This window comes from Fischerella sp. JS2 (genome assembly GCF_032393985.1).
Taxonomy (GTDB): Bacteria; Cyanobacteriota; Cyanobacteriia; order Cyanobacteriales; family Nostocaceae; genus Fischerella.
On record NZ_CP135918.1, the window covers coordinates 3,039,174 to 3,061,012 of the forward strand.

Annotated in this window: 18 protein-coding genes and 1 pseudogene; 8 read left to right on the forward strand and 11 right to left on the reverse strand. The window is 40.8% G+C overall.

Annotated features, from left to right (window positions below; translation table 11 throughout):
• Nucleotides 1-83: 83 nt before the first annotated feature.
• The gene (locus RS893_RS12760; RefSeq protein ID WP_315791482.1) at nt 84-1,163 is read left to right on the forward strand and encodes an ATP-dependent 6-phosphofructokinase; all 1,080 of its coding nucleotides are present in this window, start codon (nt 84-86) and stop codon (nt 1,161-1,163) included.
• 30 nt (nt 1,164-1,193) lie between these two features.
• Here RS893_RS12760 and RS893_RS12765 read toward each other — a convergent pair whose 3' ends face one another.
• Together RS893_RS12765 and acs are read right to left on the reverse strand one after the other, a co-directional pair.
• Nucleotides 1,194-1,868 (reverse strand): tetratricopeptide repeat protein, encoded by a 675-nt coding sequence (locus tag RS893_RS12765; protein ID WP_315791483.1) that lies wholly within the window; start codon nt 1,866-1,868, stop codon nt 1,194-1,196.
• A 170-nt stretch (nt 1,869-2,038) separates the two neighbouring features.
• Nucleotides 2,039-4,009 carry an acetate--CoA ligase gene (acs, locus tag RS893_RS12770; protein WP_315791484.1) on the reverse strand — a complete coding sequence of 657 codons (1,971 nt, stop codon included), beginning with the start codon at nt 4,007-4,009 and terminating at the stop codon, nt 2,039-2,041.
• A gap of 196 nt (nt 4,010-4,205) precedes the next feature.
• Between acs and RS893_RS12775 the strand changes: the two are divergent.
• Nucleotides 4,206-4,934 (forward strand): annotated as a pseudogene (locus RS893_RS12775) (Uma2 family endonuclease).
• 311 nt (nt 4,935-5,245) lie between these two features.
• Here the strand turns inward: RS893_RS12775 and RS893_RS12780 are convergent.
• Nucleotides 5,246-5,716: a hypothetical protein gene (locus RS893_RS12780; RefSeq protein WP_315791485.1), complete on the reverse strand. Its 471-nt coding sequence runs from the start codon at nt 5,714-5,716 to the stop codon at nt 5,246-5,248.
• 924 nt (nt 5,717-6,640) lie between these two features.
• The gene (locus RS893_RS12785; RefSeq protein ID WP_315791486.1) at nt 6,641-6,874 is read right to left on the reverse strand and encodes a Nif11-like leader peptide family natural product precursor; all 234 of its coding nucleotides are present in this window, start codon (nt 6,872-6,874) and stop codon (nt 6,641-6,643) included.
• Nucleotides 6,875-7,009: 135 nt separating this feature from the next.
• Between RS893_RS12785 and RS893_RS12790 the strand changes: the two genes are divergently transcribed.
• Entirely contained in the window at nt 7,010-7,132 is a 123-nt protein-coding gene (locus tag RS893_RS12790; RefSeq protein WP_315791487.1) for a hypothetical protein, read from the forward strand.
• 35 nt (nt 7,133-7,167) lie between these two features.
• A complete protein-coding gene (locus RS893_RS12795) occupies nt 7,168-7,719 on the forward strand; it encodes an alpha/beta hydrolase (RefSeq protein ID WP_315791488.1) in 552 nt (183 codons plus the stop codon).
• A 143-nt stretch (nt 7,720-7,862) separates the two neighbouring features.
• On the opposite strand, the gene RS893_RS12800 is transcribed toward RS893_RS12795, so the two are convergent.
• A complete protein-coding gene (locus tag RS893_RS12800; RefSeq protein WP_315791489.1) occupies nt 7,863-10,190 on the reverse strand; it encodes a hypothetical protein in 2,328 nt (775 codons plus the stop codon).
• Nucleotides 10,191-11,316: 1,126 nt separating this feature from the next.
• On the opposite strand from RS893_RS12800, the gene RS893_RS12805 reads away from it, so the two are divergent.
• From RS893_RS12805 to RS893_RS12815, 3 genes are all read left to right on the forward strand, one after another.
• Nucleotides 11,317-12,501, forward strand: a complete 1,185-nt coding sequence (locus tag RS893_RS12805; RefSeq protein WP_315791490.1) for a glycosyltransferase family 4 protein — start codon at nt 11,317-11,319, stop codon at nt 12,499-12,501.
• 162 nt (nt 12,502-12,663) lie between these two features.
• Nucleotides 12,664-13,530 carry a glycosyltransferase gene (locus RS893_RS12810; protein ID WP_315791491.1) on the forward strand — a complete coding sequence of 289 codons (867 nt, stop codon included), beginning with the start codon at nt 12,664-12,666 and terminating at the stop codon, nt 13,528-13,530.
• 61 nt (nt 13,531-13,591) lie between these two features.
• A complete protein-coding gene (locus RS893_RS12815; RefSeq protein WP_315791492.1) occupies nt 13,592-14,731 on the forward strand; it encodes a glycosyltransferase family 4 protein in 1,140 nt (379 codons plus the stop codon).
• Between the two features lie 221 nt (nt 14,732-14,952).
• Here the strand turns inward: RS893_RS12815 and RS893_RS12820 are convergent, their stop codons facing one another.
• Nucleotides 14,953-15,789: a YwiC-like family protein gene (locus tag RS893_RS12820; RefSeq protein ID WP_315791493.1), complete on the reverse strand. Its 837-nt coding sequence runs from the start codon at nt 15,787-15,789 to the stop codon at nt 14,953-14,955.
• A 131-nt stretch (nt 15,790-15,920) separates the two neighbouring features.
• Nucleotides 15,921-16,169 carry a Ycf34 family protein gene (locus RS893_RS12825; RefSeq protein WP_016868817.1) on the reverse strand — a complete coding sequence of 83 codons (249 nt, stop codon included), beginning with the start codon at nt 16,167-16,169 and terminating at the stop codon, nt 15,921-15,923.
• 84 nt (nt 16,170-16,253) lie between these two features.
• Between RS893_RS12825 and RS893_RS12830 the strand changes: the two genes are divergently transcribed.
• On the forward strand, nt 16,254-17,516 hold the full coding sequence (locus tag RS893_RS12830) for a CCA tRNA nucleotidyltransferase (RefSeq protein ID WP_315791494.1): 1,263 nt from the start codon (nt 16,254-16,256) through the stop codon (nt 17,514-17,516).
• A 44-nt stretch (nt 17,517-17,560) separates the two neighbouring features.
• Here RS893_RS12830 and RS893_RS12835 read toward each other — a convergent pair whose 3' ends face one another.
• The 4 genes from RS893_RS12835 to psbB all read right to left on the reverse strand — a co-directional run bounded on the left by RS893_RS12835 (nt 17,561) and on the right by psbB (nt 21,779).
• On the reverse strand, nt 17,561-18,289 hold the full coding sequence (locus RS893_RS12835; protein ID WP_315791495.1) for an HAD family hydrolase: 729 nt from the start codon (nt 18,287-18,289) through the stop codon (nt 17,561-17,563).
• 156 nt (nt 18,290-18,445) lie between these two features.
• A complete protein-coding gene (locus RS893_RS12840; RefSeq protein ID WP_315791496.1) occupies nt 18,446-19,462 on the reverse strand; it encodes a 30S ribosomal protein S1 in 1,017 nt (338 codons plus the stop codon).
• A 473-nt stretch (nt 19,463-19,935) separates the two neighbouring features.
• Nucleotides 19,936-20,040, reverse strand: coding sequence for a photosystem II reaction center protein T (locus tag RS893_RS12845; RefSeq protein ID WP_009459487.1), 105 nt, complete (start codon nt 20,038-20,040; stop codon nt 19,936-19,938).
• A 209-nt stretch (nt 20,041-20,249) separates the two neighbouring features.
• Nucleotides 20,250-21,779, reverse strand: a complete 1,530-nt coding sequence (gene psbB, locus RS893_RS12850; protein ID WP_315791497.1) for a photosystem II chlorophyll-binding protein CP47 — start codon at nt 21,777-21,779, stop codon at nt 20,250-20,252.
• Between the last annotated feature and the right edge of the window lie 60 nt (nt 21,780-21,839).

Below are 21,839 nucleotides of genomic sequence, written 5' to 3' on the forward strand. Positions count from 1 at the left end.
CTTTAAATTTTTTAATACTTGAATGCTGCTCATCGTTTAATCTACTACTAAATATATTTCACGTAGGAAATGTTAAAAAACATATGGCAAAATGCAAGCGTATTGGCATTCTTACTAGTGGAGGAGATTGCTCTGGTTTAAATGCAGCCATCAGAGCTGTTGTCCATTGTGCTTGTGGAAAAGGTTGGGAAGTACTAGGAATTCGTCAAGCAACTCTGGGGTTAATGGCGCGTCCACCGCAATTTATCAAACTGGAAATCGACCAAGTTGACCCACTGTTAACTTCTGGTGGAACAATGTTAGGAACTACCAACAAAGGTGATCCTTTTGCTTTTCCTATGCTTGATGGCAGTATATGTGATCGCTCTGAAGAAATCATTGCAGGCTACCATCAACTAGGTTTAGATGCTTTGATTGGGATTGGTGGCGATGGTAGCTTGGCGATTCTGCGTCGCTTAGCCCAACAAGGCGGTATTAATTTAGTGGGTATTCCCAAAACAATTGATAATGATATTGGGATTACCGAACATGCGATCGGTTTTGATACGGCAGTTAACATTGCCACAGAAGCACTTGATCGCTTACATTTTACTGCTGCATCTCACAGTCGAGTCATGATTTTAGAAGTCATGGGTCGTGATGCGGGACATATAGCCATTGCTGCGGGAATTGCTGGGGGAGCAGATGTGATTTTAATTCCAGAAATTCCTTACACGATTGACCAAATTTGCTCTCAAATTAAACAGCGCCAAGACCAAGGCAAAAACTATTGTTTAATTATTGTTTCAGAAGCGGTTCGTACTCAAGACGGTGAAACTCTCACAATGACAAATCGTTTGGGTCAATGTCGATATGGTGGTATAGGTCAATACTTAGCCGATCAACTTAGTGATCGCATTGGTGTAGAAACTCGAGTCACAGTCTTAGGACACATCCAACGTGGTGGAACCGCTTCACCACTAGATCGACTTGTGGCAGCTGCCTTTGGTGTAGCTGCGGTAAATCTTATAGACAAAGGTAAATATGACTACATGGTAACATGGCAAAATCGCCAGGTTATTAGTGTGCCAATTACTGAGGCGATCGCTCAATATAGAGCTGTCAACCCAGAGGATACTTTAGTGAAAACTGCTCGTGGTTTGGGTATTTATTTAGGAGATTGACATTGTTAAGGGATATTGAAAAAACTCATTTTACGATACACTCGGGTCATCATTAGGTTTGAGCTGACGTAAAATCTCTTGAATTCGTTCTACCTGTCGAGGTTTATTTTGAGCTTTAAAAGCACTCAATGCTTTTTCTAAAGATGCGATCGCTTCTTCGCGTTTACCAACTTCCCAAAGCGCTTGAGCTAAATTAGTCAGTGCATCACCATAATTGGGATTAATTGCTAGTGCTTTATTATATTCTGCGATCGCTGCTTCCCATTGTTCTTGACTGGCAAAAACAAGTCCAATACCATTGTGTGCAAGGGCATATTTAGAGTCTAAGCGAATTGCTTCTTGATATTGTTTAATTGCCTCGTCTTTTCTCTCCTGACGAAATAGGACATTACCTAACTGGTAATAGCCAAAAGCATCTTTGGGATACTTCTTAATGAATTTCCGTAAATTATCTTCTGCACCAGCTAAATCACCTTGGCTAAATAAAGTATTTGCTGTTCTTATTAGTTGCGATCGCTCTTGTTGTCCACTGTTACCATCGGAAAATTGCGCCAGTAATTGCTCCTGAGTGTGTTGTTTAGTAGTACCAGGATTACGTATCTGTGCAAAAGCAAACTCAGAAGTACTTGTGACAAGCAAAAGACCCAGCGTCGAGTAACAAGCAGTTTGAGCCAATCTTGGCTGCAAAGAATTTTTTGGCTTCATCACGCAGTAATTTTTGTATTATTTGGGATTTATATCTATATAAATAAATATCTTAACAATTTTCCAATCTCTACTTTTGTCTCTGCGTTATCTGCGCCTCTGCGGTTAAATAAATTACTTTTTAACCATAGAGACGCAGGCAGAGGACACAAAGTCAAAGCTTAGCAGTGCTACGCGCCTTCCCGTAGCTTATCTAACACACTTCTATCCTCAAGTGTAGAAGTATCACCTGACACTTCCTGTCCGGCGGCGAGATTCCGTAACAGCCGTCGCATAATCTTACCAGATCGGGTTTTAGGCAAAGCATCGGTAAAACGAATTTCTCCAGGACGAGCGATCGCACCAATTTCACTGACGACGTGCTGTTTTAGTTCTTTACTGAGTACTTCATTTGGATGATTACCACCCTCTAAAGTTACAAAAGCAACTATCTCTTCACCTTTGAGTTCATCTGGTTTACCTACCACCGCCGCTTCAGCCACCGCAGGATGGGAAACTAAGGCTGATTCGATTTCCATAGTCCCCAGACGATGCCCTGATACATTAATCACATCATCAACCCGACCCATTACCCAGAAATAACCGTCTTCATCTCGTCTAGCACCATCACCAGCAAAATAAATATACTGCCCATCTTTCGGGGGAATATGTTCCCAATAAGTACGCCGGAAGCGTTCCGGATCGCCGTATACTGTCCGCATCATCCCAGGCCAGGGATAGCGAACTGCCAAATAACCGCCTTCGTTGTCGCCAACACAATTACCTTCCAAATCCACAACATCAGCAAGAATGCCAGGGAAAGGACGAGTTGCAGAACCGGGTTTGGTAGGAATAGCCCCTGGAAGTGGTGTGATCATGATTCCACCAGTTTCAGTTTGCCACCACGTGTCGACAATCGGGCAGCGTTCACCACCAATTACCCTGTGATACCACATCCAGGCTTCCGGGTTGATCGGTTCACCCACAGTTCCCAGCAAACGCAGAGAAGACAAATTCCGGGCTTTAGGTAAATGTTCACCCATTTTGATAAAGGCACGAATCGCTGTGGGTGCAGTATAAAAAATTGTCACGCCATACTTTTCAATAATGTCCCACATACAACCTGGATTAGAAGCACGGGGCGCTCCTTCATACATTACCGTTGTTGCACCGTTGGAAAGCGGCCCATAAACAATGTAACTGTGTCCTGTAATCCAACCGACATCGGCTGTACACCAGTACACATCCGTATCTTGCAGATCAAAAATCCATTTGGTGGTCATATGAGTATACAGGTTGTATCCAGCAGTTGTATGCACAACACCTTTGGGTTTGCCGGTACTACCAGAAGTGTAGAGAATAAACAGCATATCTTCACTGTCCATCTCTTCGGCGGGACAATCTGCGCTTACACCCTTTTGCAAATCATGCCACCAATGGTCGCGTCCTGGTTCCATGTTAGTTTTTTGATTGGTACGACCGACAACTAGGACGTTTTGGACGGTGCAGACAGCACCATCTGCCAAAGCTTTATCTACTTGTTCCTTGAGGGGAACGATCGCATCTTTACGCCAACCACCATCAGCAGTAATGACTAATTTGGCTTGGGCATCAATTAATCTATCTCGTAAAGCTTCGGCACTAAAACCACCAAATACAACACTGTGGGGTGCGCCGATTCTGGCACAGGCTAACATCGCGATCGCTGCTTCCGGGATCATGGGCATATAAATCCCAACGCGATCGCCTTTTTTGACTCCCAGTTGTTTGAGTACATTGGCAAATTGACAAACTTCCCGATGTAGTTGGGCGTAGGTGAGAGTGCGTGAGTCTCCTGGTTCTCCTTCCCAAATAATTGCGGCTTTATTTTTGCGCCAAGTAGTCAGGTGTCTATCAAGACAGTTGTAAGAAATATTAATTTTGCCGTTAACGAACCACTTGGCAAACGGTGGTTGCCAGTCTAAAACTTTGTCCCACTTAGCAAACCAGTTTAATTCTTGTTCTGCCAATTCTGCCCAGAATTGTTCGGGATTGGCTTTGGCTTTTTCGTAAAGCTGCTGGTATTCTTGCAAGCTTTTAATATGGGCGTTTTGGGAGAATTCTGGAGTTGGGGGAAATAGACGTTTTTCTTGGAGGATTGATTCTATTGTTGGTTGAGACATAATTGCTTAAATGGTGTTCTGGAAACTATTGTGTATGCAGATTTACCACAAATGTTTTGATTGTCATGAAGATTGATGGAAAATGCAAGGATATTCAACCTGTTCCCCATTTCCTGACCTCCACGAATGAATTGAATTTTGTGCAACTACTCATGAAACCACCCTAAAATAAACATAAATCAAGGGGGCATTACTTATGTCTGAGCCTAGTACTATACAGATTATCTTTGATGAAAATTCAGACGCAAAAGTTTTCTTTCCTCCCGGCGATTTATGGAGTGACGAACCACCTTCGGAAAGTGATCTACACCGCGAGCAAATCGAACTGTTAATTAATATCCTGAAATTGTGGTGGCGAGAACGCCAGGATTTTTACGCTTCTGGCAATTTGATAGTTTACTATAGCCCCAACCAGAAAAAGTCAGAGGATTTTCGTGACCCTGATTTTTTTGTGGTTTTGGGAACCGAAAAAAAAGACCGTAAAAGTTGGGTCGTCTGGTAAGAAGAAGGTAAATATCCTAACTTAATTATTGAAATTTTATCTGACTCTACTGCTGCTGTTGACAAGGGCTTTAAAAAACAACTTTATCAAGAGACTTTTCACACTCCTGATTACTTCTGGTTCGAGCTTGTTACACAAGAATTCCAGGGATTTCACTTGCTTGATGGCAAATATCAAGAAATCCAACCCACCCCTGATGGTAAATTATGGAGTCAGTAACTAGAACTTTATTTGGGAGTGTATGAAGGCAAATTACGTTACTTTACACCTGAACATAAATTAATACCTGCTGCTGAAGAACTAGCTGAACAAGAAAAATTACGCGCCCAACAAGCCGAAGAACGCTTACAACAAACAGAGCAAGAATTATCTAGACTCCGGGAGATTTTACGCTCTCAAGGAATAGATCCTGAGCAGATTTAGGAATACGTTAGGAATACGAACCAAATAAAATACACAACTCCTCCTCTCTCTTTTTGTTATATGTTGGGTCTCGTAAACTCGACCTAATCTACAAAATTTCACACACAATTTTAGGCGTTTTAGTCCATTAGAGTTAGTTAAGAGATAGGATTTTTGGTTGGCTAAAGGTATCAGGTAATTAGCTAAAGAATATATATTTCAGTGATCGCCTGATTTCTCAAATACAAAAAAGTGGTATCGCTCACATGCTTTGCTTTATTTTTATCACTTATTACTATCGTTTAGGCTGGCAATGAGTTCAATTACATAGTTTACTGTTCTAGAGGTGAACTTGGGGAATCCAATAGAATTTCCTGTCGCGGTTCTCGTACCTCCCACTGACACCTTCTTTCATTCGCTTGGTTGTAATTAATTGCCATTGTAAAATTGCGGGATTGGACGCTGTTGTTGCGGAGATTTACGATCGCTTGAGTGTAATTACCTCCTGCAATTGCTGTCCATTGCAACACATTTGTCGCATTAGGTTGATCGGGAATAAAACGCATTTTATACCTAACTCGCTCTAGGGAATCACCAGGGCGGACGAAAACTAAACCCTGAACAATATCTGCTGCCCGTTCCAGGAGATCAGCAGAAATAAAGCTACAACTGTTAGGGGTATCTCCTTTAACTAAAGCTAGGTAAGGGCGATCGCGTAAAGACTCTACTTGTTGAGCTTGAACCCCAAGGTTGGAGGAAAAAATCAGGGTAATAGGCAGGATCAGAAAAACAGCTTTTCTCATAGTTAAGTTCAAAATTTAACTAAAAATAAATTTCCCTTAATTCTGAGAATAGCTCAAGCGTATGCTGCTGTTGTGTAATACACTCTTTGATAGATTTGTAGGCCACAGTAACTCCACCTTGCTTAATTGGTAACACTGAGAATAATTTTCCTCCCCAAAATCGCTTAGGGAACTAAATCTTTCCCCCGTTCACGGCTACAGTGTACACAGAAGTCGGAAAAACCTGATTCAAATTAACTCGAAAAGCTCAAAATCATAACCTCACCCCGCCCTAGCAGGTACCCCTCTGGTGAACTCGCGGAGAGGGGCTGTTCTTGTGAGGTTTTTCGAGGTTTAGGGTGATTCGATCATTTGTGTGTACCGTAGCCCGTGAACGGAGGAATTAAGGGGGGTTAATTCGACTTTTGCAAGAGGTCTATTGATACGCTGGAACAAACTCAGTAAAAAGAGTTGTATTACACAGTTTGCAGTAATTCTTTAGACATACTTTCTGCTTGCTACAAATCAACTTGTCTTGATCAAGTTCATCCTATAGACATTCAACAAAATAATCTTTTCAGCAGATGGGAAGCACTCAGCACTAATCATATGATTAAAGCATTAATTCTTACTTAATTACTAAAACACAAAAGGAGCTTTATATGCTTGCTGCTGTTATATTTTTTGCTAGTTACGCTGTAATATCTACACTCTTTATTTCTACTGTTGAATAACAAAACAAAAACTTTTCTTATCATCCTGTTGCTTTAAGTGTGAGGTAGGACTTTCTATTGCTTGTATCGTTATTCGTACTTCTCTGTATCCTCGGTTGGTTTCACCGAGGTTTTTTATGGAGTAGGTATATAGCTAATGGGGAAGCAGTGCGTGTTTCCCCATGAGTAACTGATATTCGCCTTTGCTGGGTGGAGACATCACCCGTAGAAATTACCTTGGATAAATATGGAGTCTAGGCGCTACGCCTGGATTGACAATAGCTGCTAGTTCTTCAGAAGATAGTTTGCTCAGTTCAGTTTCTAATTCTTCGATTGTGAAGTGATAGCCACGCTCTTGAGCAATCTTAATAAAGCCTTCTGGATCAGATGCTGCTTTGAGTCTTTCTTTTAAGACTTGATCTTGTTTAACTGCTTTGAAAAGTTGGGCTGCATGTTTTTGTGACATGAAAGTTTATCTCCTGTTTGAAATATCAGATTTGAATGTAGTTATTTAACTTTTGTGGTTTCACCAAATCCAGCTAAAGTCGCTGCTAACTAAAGTCATATACTTCAATCTTGAACTAAGGAGAAGAATGTCTTATTGAATTTGACAAAAAAATATAAGTTTCCAGCGATCGCTCTCTTCAGCAATTGGGTACAGTTAAACGCCACAAGAGTCGCACCATTAGCTAGAGGCGGTAAAAGAGCTGATTTTCTAGAATGACACTTATGTTGTCAGGATAAAACAGGCGAGTTAAAATGCAGATTTTGCAATTTTTCAACCGACAAAAACATGCAAACTTTACCTTTGTATTTAGTCAGATATTAGCTTTAGGAGTAAGTGCTAGTGTTTTACTCCACAGCACCAATGTTAATGCTGCTGAACAAGTTGTTTTAAAGTATGGTAAGTTCCAAGGGGTAGTTTCTGTGAAAGAATTAAATCAGTTTGTGGAAACTGGCAAGACTACACCCGTACTCCAAGCTTATTTACAAGCAGCTCAACAAAACCCTTCCGTTGCTCGCAAAGCACTCACAGCAGGAATCAAAGCTGATCGTGCCTTTTTAAATTCCTTGCTGTCTAGCTGGGCGGGGCCAATCTTGGTTAGCCAAATTGGTGAAGTGATTCATCCTCCGGAAAAACAATTAGATGAACAGGGGCTACGGACAGCTTTGAGTACATCTATTAATCAAAGTGGTGAAGTCACTCTATTAGGAGCAATTCGCAATTATCCAGGCGCTTCTGTTGAAATTGAGGGAGATCGTCTCATCGAAGTTTATCAACGACTAAGCCAATTTGCGAAAAGTTTTTAACTTAGATGCACCTGCTTCAATCAGTTAACAGTTAACAGTGATCAGTTATTGATCACTGTTGACTGTGAAAGTGGGTTTTGGTTATGAGCCAGCTATTTATTTGAGGGCGGGATTTTGGGCTAATGAAAACTATCAAACTCACGTTATCCTGTTAGTCGGTACATAAGAACTTTAGCTTTCAAATCTTCTTCCACAAACACTAAATACTCACCATTGGAACGACGAAAGGCACGAATCCCAAAGGGTACATCAACCCAGCCGCCTTCGCCTGCAACCTCGGGGCCTGGTTTTAACTTTTGTACTTGTTTTCCTGTGGTGGCGTCGTAGACAAACACGTCTGGGGTTTTACTACTGACAGCAAACACTCTGTTACCGACTGCATCCATTGCTTTGATGTGCAATTTGGGATTGCGGTTGACTTCATATGGTAATGCTATGCGCCAGCGTATTTTTTTGGCTTTGCTCCAATGATCGTAGCGGATGATTTCTGTACCAACTAATCCCCAATCACCATCAATGTTGGGGCGATCGCTTGTATAACCGCTTAAATACATGGCATCCTGTTCCGGAAAATATTTGATTCTTGTGAGAGTTTTAAACGGTTGGGGCATAAGTGTTTTTTGCACAGCTTTGGTACTGTAAACTGGACAACCATGAGCATTTAATCCACCAAAGCGGTAATGTTTGATGTAGCCTGCTTCTGCTGCTTTCCAAACGTCTCCTTTGCTATCTATTTCCCAACCCCAAACAGAATCATCTTTTTCACCGGTAGCTTGATATTCGTTGGCTTGAGGTGAACCGTCACCGTTGGCATCAATCCAGATCCAACTACTATTAGTTGGTTCATTAGCTAGCCAGTCTTCTTTGCCTTTGCCGAATATACCGCAGGGAACTGCGATCTCTCCATCAAAACGATACATTAACAGGCGTTCGGACATCATTTCTGAAGAGAGATATAACAAACGCTTTCCTTGCAATCGCCGGACAAAAGCTGCTGTGGGTGTAGTGTGGAGTCTGGCGTCATTAGGGTAACGGAACCTATCTACGGTATAAGCTTTGTATTGCCATTCTTTACCGCTACCTTTGCTGTAATCCATGATAAAATGTTCGTCTTTGGTAAAGACGTTTGCTCCATCAGTACCAATATCAGCATCAGCAGTATCTATAAATTGCAAGCCCAACAATTGCCACTGTAATTTGCCTGATGGGGAAAGCTTACGTAAGTCTACGCCGGAACGATTGAAACCAACATTACTAACATAGATATTTCCGACTGCATCTGTACCGACTCCACTCAAACCGTAAAATTTCAAATCTCCGATTTCACCACGCTTACCTGAATAAATTCCTCCTTGAGTGCCGAAGGTACCTACTTGTTTGGGTTTATTGGCAATGTCGTATATTAATACTTGCTGACGCGGGCCGTTATCTGCAACTAACAATCTGTTTTTATTATTGATCGCGATCGCGCTTGGTTGGGCAACATCTGCGATCGCACCAGGTAATTGCTTTCCTGTTGGTGCATAATGCCCAATCTTGTTTTTGTCTTGAATAATCCACAGATTTCCCTGTTTGTCAAGGGCTATTTTGCTCGGATGATTGACTTTAAAGCTACGTATTTCTTTCATCGTAGCGGTATTGTAGACATGAACTAAGTTGGCTGCTTTGTCACTGGCATACAACTGGTTGCCATCTATTGCTAATCCTGCGATTTTACTTTTGGTGCTGACTATTAACATGCTTTTATCCCAGCCGCGCCCTTGGGGAAAAGGTGCAACTTTTCCAGATAAGTTATAGCGTCTGATGCAATACCATGTTGTGCCTTTAGGTGGGTAATCTTCTCCTGGCTTACCATCAGCAGATTGCTGCATCCCTACATACATATATTTTTGATCAACTGCGATCGCATCTCCCCCCATCCTTCCCCATCCATGCAAGTCATCAGCTTTGCCTATGATGTCTCCATTTTTATAAATTCCTACCTCTCTTCCGGCTTCATCCCAATCTGTATTGGTATACACTGTGCCATCAGGAGTCACGTACATATCAGTTACTTGGATTTGTACCCATTTGTTACCACCTCCAAAGGAGTTACCTATCCAAGATGTTTTATAAGCATTTGTAGCAGCTAGGGTGTAAGTGTCTGTAGCAGGCGGTGTATAAATATCTTGAGTAGGGAATGTATAAGTATCTTGAGCAGATGTGGTGTATATATCTGTGTTAGAAGGTGTATAAGTATTTTTTTCAGGTAGCGTGTATATCTTGATTGCAGATGTTGTCTGGGTATTTGCTACAGATGTAACTCTGCCAGTCAAATAAATGGCAATTAGAGTTACAGTTATAAATCCGGCAATAACACTAAGTACAAACCTTAACCTTCTGTTATTTCTAAAAATACCTCTTTTTAATAGGTTATTGATATGTTGCTTTTGATAGAGTTTCCCAATCTGCCGTAGTAATTTATTTTTCATATGTGATTTTTTGTCAAAAAACTATTGATTAAATTTTGGCTGATTTCTTAAACATTTAAGTAATTATATTTTTAATTAGTTAATACTAAGACTTACGCAATAATTAACGAAAAGCTTAATTTCTTGAACTACCCTCTAGGTACTATACAAGAAGGCAAGGGATCTTAGACTGTACTTGGTTTTTATAGTTAACTATGTATGCTGCTGATTAATGGTTAGTAATTATACTTATCTCCAAATATTAGCTGTTTAATTAGAAGTAATCATGATTGTTTTATTCATGCGATGTTCATCCATAAAATAACCAATATCTACAGTGAATATGGCTAATTTCATGAAAAATTTACAAAAACTACATTATTTTTTTAATTTAGCTTAGGACAATTTCATAAAAATTCCATGCTAAAGTCTTTGCTTGAGAGAATTGCTATTTTTTCTGCTATTTTGTAATCTAAACCACAATCACAAAGAATTTGATGCATCATTATTTATTGATTAGTTATTTTTTTATTAAAAATTCATGTGAATCGCGGTTAACTTAGCCTCATTAAACATAAAGTATCTTCTAAATTTTTATTGAATATAAGAGTAATAGGAGAATATTTGTAAAGTCTGATTTCGATACTTGATTTATAGAAATTATAAATGTTGACTATACAAGTCTTGATTTGTAATCAAAGGTTCTAAACCCTTTGTCTTTCAAGAGTATACATAGTTTCATCCTTGCCAGGGAGAGATTTAGGAAGCGAAAAGCTTGTTGAGTGTGAGGATGCAGAGATTTCACACTATGTAATGTCAATCACTCATGCAAGCAGAGGTGCAGGTGTCCAAAGAGTCGCTGTAGCTGCAAAGCTCAAATATTTTCAAATCATATTTAATTTATGGATATATTTCAAATTCTTAATTGAATGTGTAATCACAAACTTTATGATTTTAAGTAGTACAGTCAAATTAACCTAACTTTTAGGGTGAGAAAAATTTTCTCAAATCTATCTTAGGTCTGAGAAATAAGTTCTAAATAATGTGTTCAATCAAAAAATATAAAGATTACAGCTACCAATTTCCTGGTATTTTCAAAGAAGGTGGCTAAAATGCTGGTAAAAGTAAATACAAAGACGAGCAATTCATGGTTGGGGATATATACGTGGAAGGTAATAAAAAAGACTATAATTTATCTGCATCTATTCTCTGTGTGGGAGTAGGTTGGTTTCCTACAACACCCGGAGGACTAGAGAGATATGTGTACGAACTGACTCAGAAATTAGCAGCAAATCAAGATCAGATTGAATTATGTGGAGTAGGTTTACCGGAAACACAACCAAATCTACCAATCAAGTTGACTAATTTGGGTTCCCCAGATAGTCAGATTTGGAAGCGGTTATGGTCAATTCGCCAAAACTTCAAGAAAACAAGAATGGGCAAACCAGATGCAGTTAATTTGCATTTTGCCTTATATAGCTTCCCCATATTAGACTTATTACCCAAGGGAGTACCCATTACCTTTAACTTTCACGGGCCTTGGGCATCTGAGAGTAACCACGAAGTAGTTCGTCAGCGATTAAGTGTTGTTCTCAAGCATCAACTGATCGAAAAAAGAACTTATGATCAGTGCGATCGCTTTATTGTTCTGAGTAAGGCTTTTGGAAAGATACTACACGAACAGTATCAAATTCCCTGGAAAAAAATTCACATAATTCCTGGTGGAGTAAATACTGATCAGTTTCAGTCTAACTTATTACGTAGCGAGGCTCGTGCTAAGCTTGGTTGGCCACAAGACAGGTCTATTATTTTCACTAGTCGCCGCCTAGTACATCGAGTCGGAATTGATAAATTATTGCAAGCTTTGGCAATTATTAAACCAAGAGTAGCAGATTTTTGGTTAGCGATCGCTGGCCGGGGGCCTATCCAAGCAGCATTGCAACAGCAAGCAACAGAATTAGGACTCAATGAACATGTGAAATTTTTAGGATTTCTACCTGATGAGGATTTGCCTATAGCTTATCAAGCTGCTGATGTTAGTGTCATGCCCAGTCAGTGTTTTGAAGGATTTGGCCTAGCAGTAGTAGAATCCCTTGCTTGTGGTACTCCCGTCGTATGTACTCCTGTAGGTGGAATGCCAGAGATTTTAGAACCATTTTCACCTCAGTTAATCACTTCTTCTGTGGAAGTTTCAGCCATTGCTGAAAAATTAGAACAAGTGCTATTGGGAAAAATACTAACACCTTCACGAGAAGATTGCCGCGAGTATGTTACTGCTAATTTTGATTGGTATAAAATCGCCCAAGACGTTAGAAAAGTAATATTAGCCTGATTATATTTATAATGACTATTATTATTTTTGTAGTTAGTAAAAGCTCACCAAAAATTACATATTAAGTATGAAATTCATACAATAAAAAATAGCTTTTTTCATGAAAGTTTAAAACAAAAACTTTGACTAAAACAAGCATGATTGTCAGAGGTGTCGTCTGTGATGAAACTAAGCGTAATCATACCCTGTTTAAACGCAGAGAAAACTATTTCCTTGCAGTTGGAAGCCTTAGCAAAACAGCAATGGTCGCAACCTTGGGAGGTGATAATAGCAGATAACGGATCTTCTGATCAGACAGTAGCGATCGCTCAAAGCTATCAACAACGTTTACCTAATCTACAAATTGTTGATGCATCCTTAAAACCAGGGGCTGCATGGGCCCGCAATGTTGGTGCTAGTGTTGCCAAGGGAGAAGCCTTAGTATTTTGTGATGCTGACGACGAAGTTGCCCCTGGTTGGCTAGCGGCGATGGGTGAAGCACTCTCTAAGTATGATTTGGTGGGAGGGATGAACGAACATTGTAAACTTAATGAACCTTGGTTAGTGAAAGTTCATGGTTACCCAGAAATTGATGGCATAACTATTAATCACCCATATTTACCATTATTAAGTGGCAATAACCTTGGGATTAAGCGTTCACTACATCAAGCTATTGGTGGTTTCGATGAAAATGTTCTTTTACTCGAAGACGTTGACTACTGTTGGCGAATTCAAGAGTTAGGAGTCAAACCCTATGAAGTTAAGGATGCATTAGTTCATTATCGATTTCGCGACAGCATCATTGATGTATGCCGTCGTGCTTGGAATGTTGGTAGTTATGAAGCCTTATTGTATAAAAAGCATAAACCAATGGGAATGCCCCAACTCATATCATGGAAGAGTTTTGTCAGAACAGGGGTAATGTTTCCTTTGCGCTTCTTGCTGCTAAAAGTCCGTGACAAAATCACCTTAACTCAGTCTTTAATGGATTTGGCATGGCGAGTAGGGCAATTGCAGGGTTGTATTAAGTATGGGTGTCTACCCTTTTAACAGTGATCAGTGATCAGTTATTGATCACTGATTTAATGGTGGAAAGGTGAAAGGGTAAAATATGAAAATTCTGTTTTTAGACCAAAGTGGTAAACCAGGTGGCGCAGAACTATGTCTCATAGATATTGCTAAACCTTATCAAGATAATTGTTTAGTTGGCTTATTTGCTGATGGTGATTTTAGAACTTTACTAGAAAAAAATCATATTCCAGTTCAAGTTCTTAGCAATAAAACCATCCAAGTTCGCAAAGAAAGTTCTTTTGTACAAGGAATAGCAAGTTTTAGACAACTCATACCTTTACTTGCTAAAGTTGTGCAAATAGCTCGGGAATACGATTTAATTTACGCCAACACTCAAAAAGCATTAGTTGTGGGAGCGATCGCTAGTTTTTTCAGTAGGCGTCCCTTGATTTATCATTTACATGACATTCTTTCACCAGAGCATTTTAGTCAAACTAACCGTCGTATTGCTGTTACTGCTGCCAATCGGGCATCATTAGTAATTGCCAATTCCCAAGCGAGTAAAACGGCATTTATAGAAGCAGGAGGACGTGCAGATATTACCGCAGTTGTCTACAACGGATTTGAATCCAAAACCTATCAAATAGACGCATCTATTATTCATCAAACTAGAGAAGAACTAGAACTAGAAGGTAAATTTGTAGTTGGACACTTTAGTCGTCTTGCACCTTGGAAAGGACAACACATATTAATTGCAGCCCTCACGCAATGTCCTCCAGAAGTGACAGCTGTTTTAGTTGGTGATGCATTGTTTGGTGAACAAGAATATGTCCAAAAATTACATCAACAAGTTGCAAGTCTTGGGTTAGAAAATCGAGTCAAATTTTTAGGATTTCGTTCAGATATTCCCCAATTAATGTCAGCTTGTGACTTGGTTGCCCATACTTCTACAGCTGCTGAACCTTTTGGTAGGGTAATTGTTGAGGCTATGCTATGTGGAAAACCAGTCATCGCAGCAAAAGCTGGTGGTGCATTGGAATTGGTAGAAGATGGTGTAAATGGTTTTTTAGTCACACCAGGAGAAACCCAAGAACTTGCACAGGTAATTACCACCTGTTTACAAGAGTCATCAAAAACTGCGACGATTGCTAATTATGCTCGGACTACAGCTAGTCAGCGTTTTGATGTGACAAATATTAATCAGCAAATTGCCGAGTTGTTGGCAAAGTTACATCAGTGAGGCAGGTAATAGACAATAGAGAAATAAAGGGAAAAACGTAGACGCGTAGCGGCTTCCGTAAGGTACACAGATGCACACCGATTAACACAGATGTATGGGTTTGCTGCTAAGTTAATACCCTATTTTATTTTCAATACAGTCATTCACGCTGCTGTTTTGGCACAACCAAGGATGAAAATTCTTACCCCTTCTGCCCTCTGCTTTAATAGCGTGTAATTGATTTAAAGACTTATTAATCTTTCTGGTAAAACAGAGAGAGAAATAATTGTTAGAAAAGCAAATGCTGTGATAGTTTCCAGTATGGCCGCAAATTGAATTTTTGCAGTGCGATACCATTCTTGATTAACAGCAATTATGCCAAATTTAATTAATGCCAATCCAAAAGCTAAAACTGCTGCTGGAGATAACCAACCCAGCCAATAAAGAAATACAAGAATTAATGTGGCAACAGCATGATAAATTGTCCCTGGAATTACAGAACTGGTTTTAGTTTTCCGCAGTTTGACTGTGAAAATGGCACTAGAAAAGAAAAGCGTATTTAGTATCCACAATCCCACAACAGTAGAGGAAATCATGCCTGTTGTTGCAGCGTAAGCGAAGGGAGTAGAAAGGCAAACCGCAGCAAAGGTAATTAATTCATTCAAAACAGATTTTTGCTCTCTTTGCAGCGCCGAGAAAGCATCAATAATTAAGGCGGTTAATGCACCTGCATAAATCCATACTACAACTGGATAGCTAAGGTAAAGCCAAGTCGCAATTCCGCCAGAAATTACAGCATACAACCCACCCCAAAATAGAAAACGTGGCTTTAAGGTGCGACGTTGCTTAATTTGCATAACTAGAGGATGTTCAGCCTGAAAACCACAAAAAGCACATATTAAAGCTAGAGTTGTTGATAATGTCCAAGCTTGAGCAGTGACTGCACCAATCAGAAAAGAAACTAGCAATACTACGTAAACTCCATGTTCTGGAGAAAACATCGGATTATACCAAACTTGAGGATTGGGTTTGGCTGTAGTTTGGATATTACTAGATGTATTGATAGCTGATTGAGTCATCGCCTTGATCTCCCTGGAAAACAAATTATTGATCAGGCTGCTAGAGAATGCTATTCTTTTTCTCTCAGTGAGCAGTTAACAGTTAACAGTAAAGAAACTGATAACTGTTCAAACATACACATCATCGCTGATCAAGTTGGTACTAACTCGCCAGGACGTAACTTAGACCATTTACCCTGTTCTCGTTTAAAACTGAGACATCCTACCACATCCCATTCCATTTCAATCACATCGCCTCGGGGACGAATGTTGACATTGATCGATGGTTCATTTGGCTCAAAATTTGGTGTTTCAGTCAAATGGGGTTGTTGGTGCTGGGTTTCTACCGCGTGGTAGGTGACACAACGGTCTACATAATGGCAATTTACGCAAATGCACATAATCGAACCTACTCCAGTCCCTTTATAGTTAATCTAGCTTAAGCGAAAGCGTTATTCATTAGCTGCTGGGTTTATTTTTATTACATGGCAATCAATCATTTGGTTCTTGAGACCTTAGATCCCCAAAATTGGCCTTTTAGCATGGACTTTTTACCGCAACCAGCTTATATGGTGGGTGGTGCTGTCAGAGATGCCATTTTGGGAAGAACTCGTGAATATTTAGATTTAGATTTTGTTTTGCCAGTAAATGCTGTCAGTGTAGCGCGTCAAATTGCTAAGCATTATAAGGCTGGTTTTGTTCTCCTTGATTCAGAAAGACAAATCGCGCGGGTGGTGTTTCCTGATGCTACTGCTGACTTTGCCCAACAAGAAGGAATTAGCTTGGAAATTGACTTACATAGGCGAGATTTTACAATAAATGCGATCGCCTACAATCCCCACACTAAAGAAATCATTGATCCTTTGCAAGGTTGTGCAGATATAGAAAAGCAGGTGTTGAGGATGGTATCACCGAAAAACCTAGAAGAAGACCCTTTACGATTACTGCGGGCTTATCGTCAAGCTTCCCAACTTGGCTTTACCATAGAACCAGATACGCAAGCTGCTATTCGTGGTTTGGCATCACACATAACCAGGGTTGCAGCAGAACGAGTCCGGGTAGAATTGGGCTATATGCTAGTAAATTCTCAGGGTAGCATTTGGTTAATTAGTGCTGGGAAAGACGGTTTACTGACACCTTTTTTCAAAAGTGCTACAGAGTCAAACTTGCAGAAACTATCGACGGTTGATACAGCAGCTACTCAACTTACTCATGTTTGGCCACAACTAGGTGAACAACTGCAAAATCCTATGCGCGATACCGTTAAAACTACTTGGCTGAGTATTGCTAAGCTTGCTTGTTTAGTTAACCCAAACCCAGAGATAGCAGAAACAGAACTACAAGAACTTACTTACAGTCGTGCCGAAATTAAAGCTATTACCACCGCCCTGAAACTGTTCCCACAGTTGCAAGCACCCCTGATGACATTGCGAGAACAGTATTTTTTCTTTCAGGAAGCGGGGACTGTATTTATATCTACAGCAGTCTTATCCGTAGTACACGGTCAGTCAATAAAAGCGATCGCACCTTTAGTCAATCGCTATCTTAACCCTAATGATCTGGTCGCGCATCCTACCCCTTTAGTGAGTGGTAGGGACATAATGTTAGCACTAAACATTCCTGCTTCGCCACTAGTAGGAAAATTACTGACAGAAATAGCGATCGCCCAAATTGAAGGTAAAATTTATACAGCAGCAGAAGCAATAGAATTAGCAGCAAAGTTAGTCAAAAGTGATGAGAGGTGTTAGTTTTTTGGAATAAGAAATACTCTGCGTCCCTTTGCGTTTTGCACTTATACAACTTGAATTTCATCAAGTTGATTAATCACCACATCTGCACCTGCGACATTTTCTGGCTTACCGATCCAAGTAATACCAACACAACCAGCTGCATTAGCGTTACGTGCCATTTGCATGTCACCCGCAGAATCTCCCACCATAAGTATTGCACCGGGTTCTACTCCTAATTTTTCACAAGCTTGTAAAAGTAACACTGGATCTGGTTTACTTGGCCCTTCATCTACTCCCATTTCTAACTGGATATAATCATTTAGTTGGTGATTTTCGACAAATTGTTGGACTTCAGCAGTTGTCGCTGCTGAGAGAATACCAAGTTTTAATCCTGCTTCTGATAAATACTTGAGGACTTCCAAGCTACCAACAAATAAAGGTGAGGGAGTTTTACCAACGTATTTTTCTGCTTCTGCTAACGCTTGCTGTGCTAACTTCAATGATTCAAACCATCCCCGTCCAGTTTCGGCTATGTATGCGGCGGTGGCTACTTCTGTTTCTCGCCGACTCGCCACTGAAATCAAACCTGCTGGATCAAGAGTGTCACTGTTTACACCAAAGGCCATTAACAATGGTTCCCCGATTCCGGGAAATTGTGCGTCTATAATCCTTGCTGCTTTTTGGGCAAGTGATCGCAAAAACACTTCTGAGTCTTCTAGAGTACCATTTTTATCAAATAAAATAGCTTGGATATTAGAGAATGTAAAGTTTTTACACTTAATAGTTACCAAAAGACTCCTCCTAATTTGTTGTTTGTTATTGGTTGTTTGTTGGTTGGCAAAAATACCTACTAACTGAAACAAAAAAAGAGGGAAAATCAATCCCTCTTTGCCCGATAACTTTTGATCTTTATAACATCGTTGCTAATAACTACAACGAGAAATACATTACTCTTCAATAGCAACTGGAATTTCTTCTTCTTCAATAGCGACTGGAACTTCTTCTTCAACAGCAGCTACAGGAACTTCAACAGCTTCAGCAGGTGCAGCAACATTACCCTGCTGTTTAGCTAATAATTGTTCGCGATATTTAGCAGCCATTTCTTCGGCTTTATCGTAAACTAAATCGCGGTTCTTAATCATATCACCTGGTTCGGGTTCCAGCTGCTTTGTAGACAAAGATATCCGGCCCCGTTCAGCATCTAAGTCAATGATCATAACTTTCACTTCATCATTGACATTGAATACGCTGTGAGGTGTATCAATGTGTTCGTGGGATATCTCAGAAATATGCAATAGACCACTGACGCCGCCAATATCAATAAAGGCACCATAAGGCTTAATACCACGCACAGTACCGATTACTACCTCACCGACTTCGAGGCGGTTCATCTTACGCTCAACTAAAGCACGGCGGTGAGATAATACCAAGCGGTTACGTTCTTCGTCTACCTCTAAAAACTTCAGTGGCAGTTCTTCGCCTACTAAATCTTCTTTGGGCTTGCGAGTGCTAATATGAGAACCAGGAATAAACCCACGTAATCCTTCGATTCTCACTAAAGCTCCACCACGGTTGGTAGCAAATACACCAGAACGAACAGTAGCATCTTCTGCTTGCAACTGCCGCACTCGCTCCCAGGCTCGCATATACTCTATACGACGAATAGAAAGAGTTAATTGTCCCTCTTCATTTTCATCGCTTAGTATGTAAAATTCCCGTGTTTCGTTTGATTGTAAAACTTCTTCCGGGCTGTCTACCCGGTTAATAGACATTTCTTGTATCGGTATATATGCTGCGGTTTTAGCACCTATGTCAATCAGAGCGCCGCGTGGCTCTATACTGAAAACCGTACCGGGTACAATATCACCAGGGCTAAAATGATAATCGTATTTGTCCAGTAAAGCTGCGAATTCTTCGTGAGTAAACCCAATCTCGGTAATAGCGGTTGATTTCTGATTGACCATGCTGATTGTTTCCTGGTTTTTAGTCTCCGTAATCGTTTTGCCACAAGCGCGATGTATGTGCAAGCGTGACACAGGATGTCTACACCTACATCCCTAATCATCCTAGCGCAGAAAAGCTGACTTAGCGCACATTAGTTCACAGATAGTAGATTGTATCAGATATTAAATGTTTTTTATGAAAAAGTTGGGAAGGGACAAAACAATTAAAAATTAAAAATTAAAAATTAGAAATTGGGAAGGGGGACAAGACAAGGGTGCGGAGGTTTCCCTCCATACTCTACCTTGAAGCTGGGCAAAGCACGTCTTCAAAGCTTTTCAAGACGGATTTGAGATTAAAATCCAAAAATTTTTCCCCTTTCCCTGTTAAGAGTTCCCTATTTTCAAGATAGTTCTAATAAATAACCGCCGCTACTGAATAGGTAACAGCGGTTATTTGTTCTAAGGATCGATATCAAAAATTTGGCAATAAAAAATTAATCCTCTTTCTTTTCAATGCGAGGAGGTTCGCGGAATGCGATCGCAAAGAAAAGAGTTCCAATTGCCAAAGTCAAAATCAAGATATATGCCACGCTTTCCATATCACAAGCCCCTGCATATCTAGAAATTCGACATTCTCATGGCGCTATGCCTTTGAGATTCTTGCTTCACTGGGAGTCAATTGACTTTACCCTCTACAAGCAGCCACCGTGTGTCTCACGGCAGTAATTATAGTATACCAATCTCAGGATTGGGTATGGGGTAATAATTTAACTTACTTCCCAGTACCCAATTCCTAGTCTCTCAAGCTTCAGACAGCTTCTTTCTTACGAGTGGACAAGTCACCCACTTTCGCAAACACACCAAATTCGACTTGTTCTTCCAAATCTGGGTCGATACCAGCAAATACGTCTCGGTAAATGGTTCTCGAACCATGCCAAATGTGACCGAAGAAGAACAATAGTGCAAAGCAGGCGTGTCCAAAGGTAAACCAACCTCTAGGACTGGTGCGGAATACACCATCAGAGTTTAAGGTTTCTCTGTCAAATTCAAATACTTCGCCACCTTGAGCTTTGCGGGCCCACTTCTTCACATCTGCGGGATCTGTAAAAGTTTGACCATTTAAGTTACCACCGTAGAAGGTTACTTTCACCCCAGTTTGCTCAAAGCTGTTTTGAGATTCTGCCCGACGGAAGGGAATGTCAGCGCGGACAATACCATCTTTATCAGTCAGAATTACAGGGAAGGTTTCAAAGAAGTTGGGCAAACGACGTACTTCTAATTCCCGACCTTCAGCATCTGTGAATACTGGATGACCATCCCAAGACTCAGCAATCCCATCACCCTTAACCATTGGGCCTGTACGGAATAAACCACCTTTAGCGGGGCTATTGCCGACATAGTCGTAGAATGCCAATTTTTCTGGGATTTGTGACCAGGCTTCTGAGAGATTATCACCAGAAGCAAGGCTTGCCTGTACACGGCGCTGAATCTCTTGCTTAAAGTAACTTTGATCCCACTGGTAACGGGTAGGGCCAAACAGTTCGATTGGAGTAGTGGCGCTACCGTACCACATGGTTCCAGCAACGACAAAGGCAGCAAAGAATACAGCAGCAATACTACTGGAAAGTACAGTTTCAATGTTACCCATCCGCAGTGCTTTGTAGAGCCTTTCGGGTGGTCGTACTGACAGGTGGAATAAACCAGCAATAATGCCTACGATTCCGGCGGCAATATGGTGAGCTACAACACCACCAGGATTATACGGGTTAAAGCCATCTGGCCCCCATTCTGGTGCTACTGGGGCGATGTGACCAGTTAAGCCGTACGCGTCGGAAACCCACATTCCAGGTCCCCAAAGTCCGGTGAGGTGGAAAGCACCAAAACCGAAGCAAAGTAAACCAGACAAGAACAAGTGAATGCCAAACATTTTTGGCAAGTCAAGAGCAGGTTCACCTGTGCGGGGATCTTGAAACAGTTCTAAGTCCCAGTAAACCCAGTGCCAAACAGCAGCTAGGAACAATAGACCAGACAGAACAATATGAGCGGCGGCTACACCTTCAAATGACCAAAAACCAGGGTCGTAGTTGGCAGCACCAGTTACGTTCCAGCCACCCCAAGAGCCTACAACACCCAAGCGTGCCATGAACGGCAGCACAAACATACCTTGACGCCACATGGGGTTGAGAACTGGGTCACTGGGGTCATAAATAGCCAGTTCGTATAGAGCCATTGAACCAGCCCAGCCGGCCACCAACGCTGTGTGCATCAAGTGTACAGAAATCAGTCGTCCTGGATCATTCAGAACGACTGTGTGTACTCGGTACCAAGGTAGTCCCATCGACTACGCTCCTCCTCGATGAGTTTGTTTACAAAGCAATTTTTCTGTGTTTTTTTATTG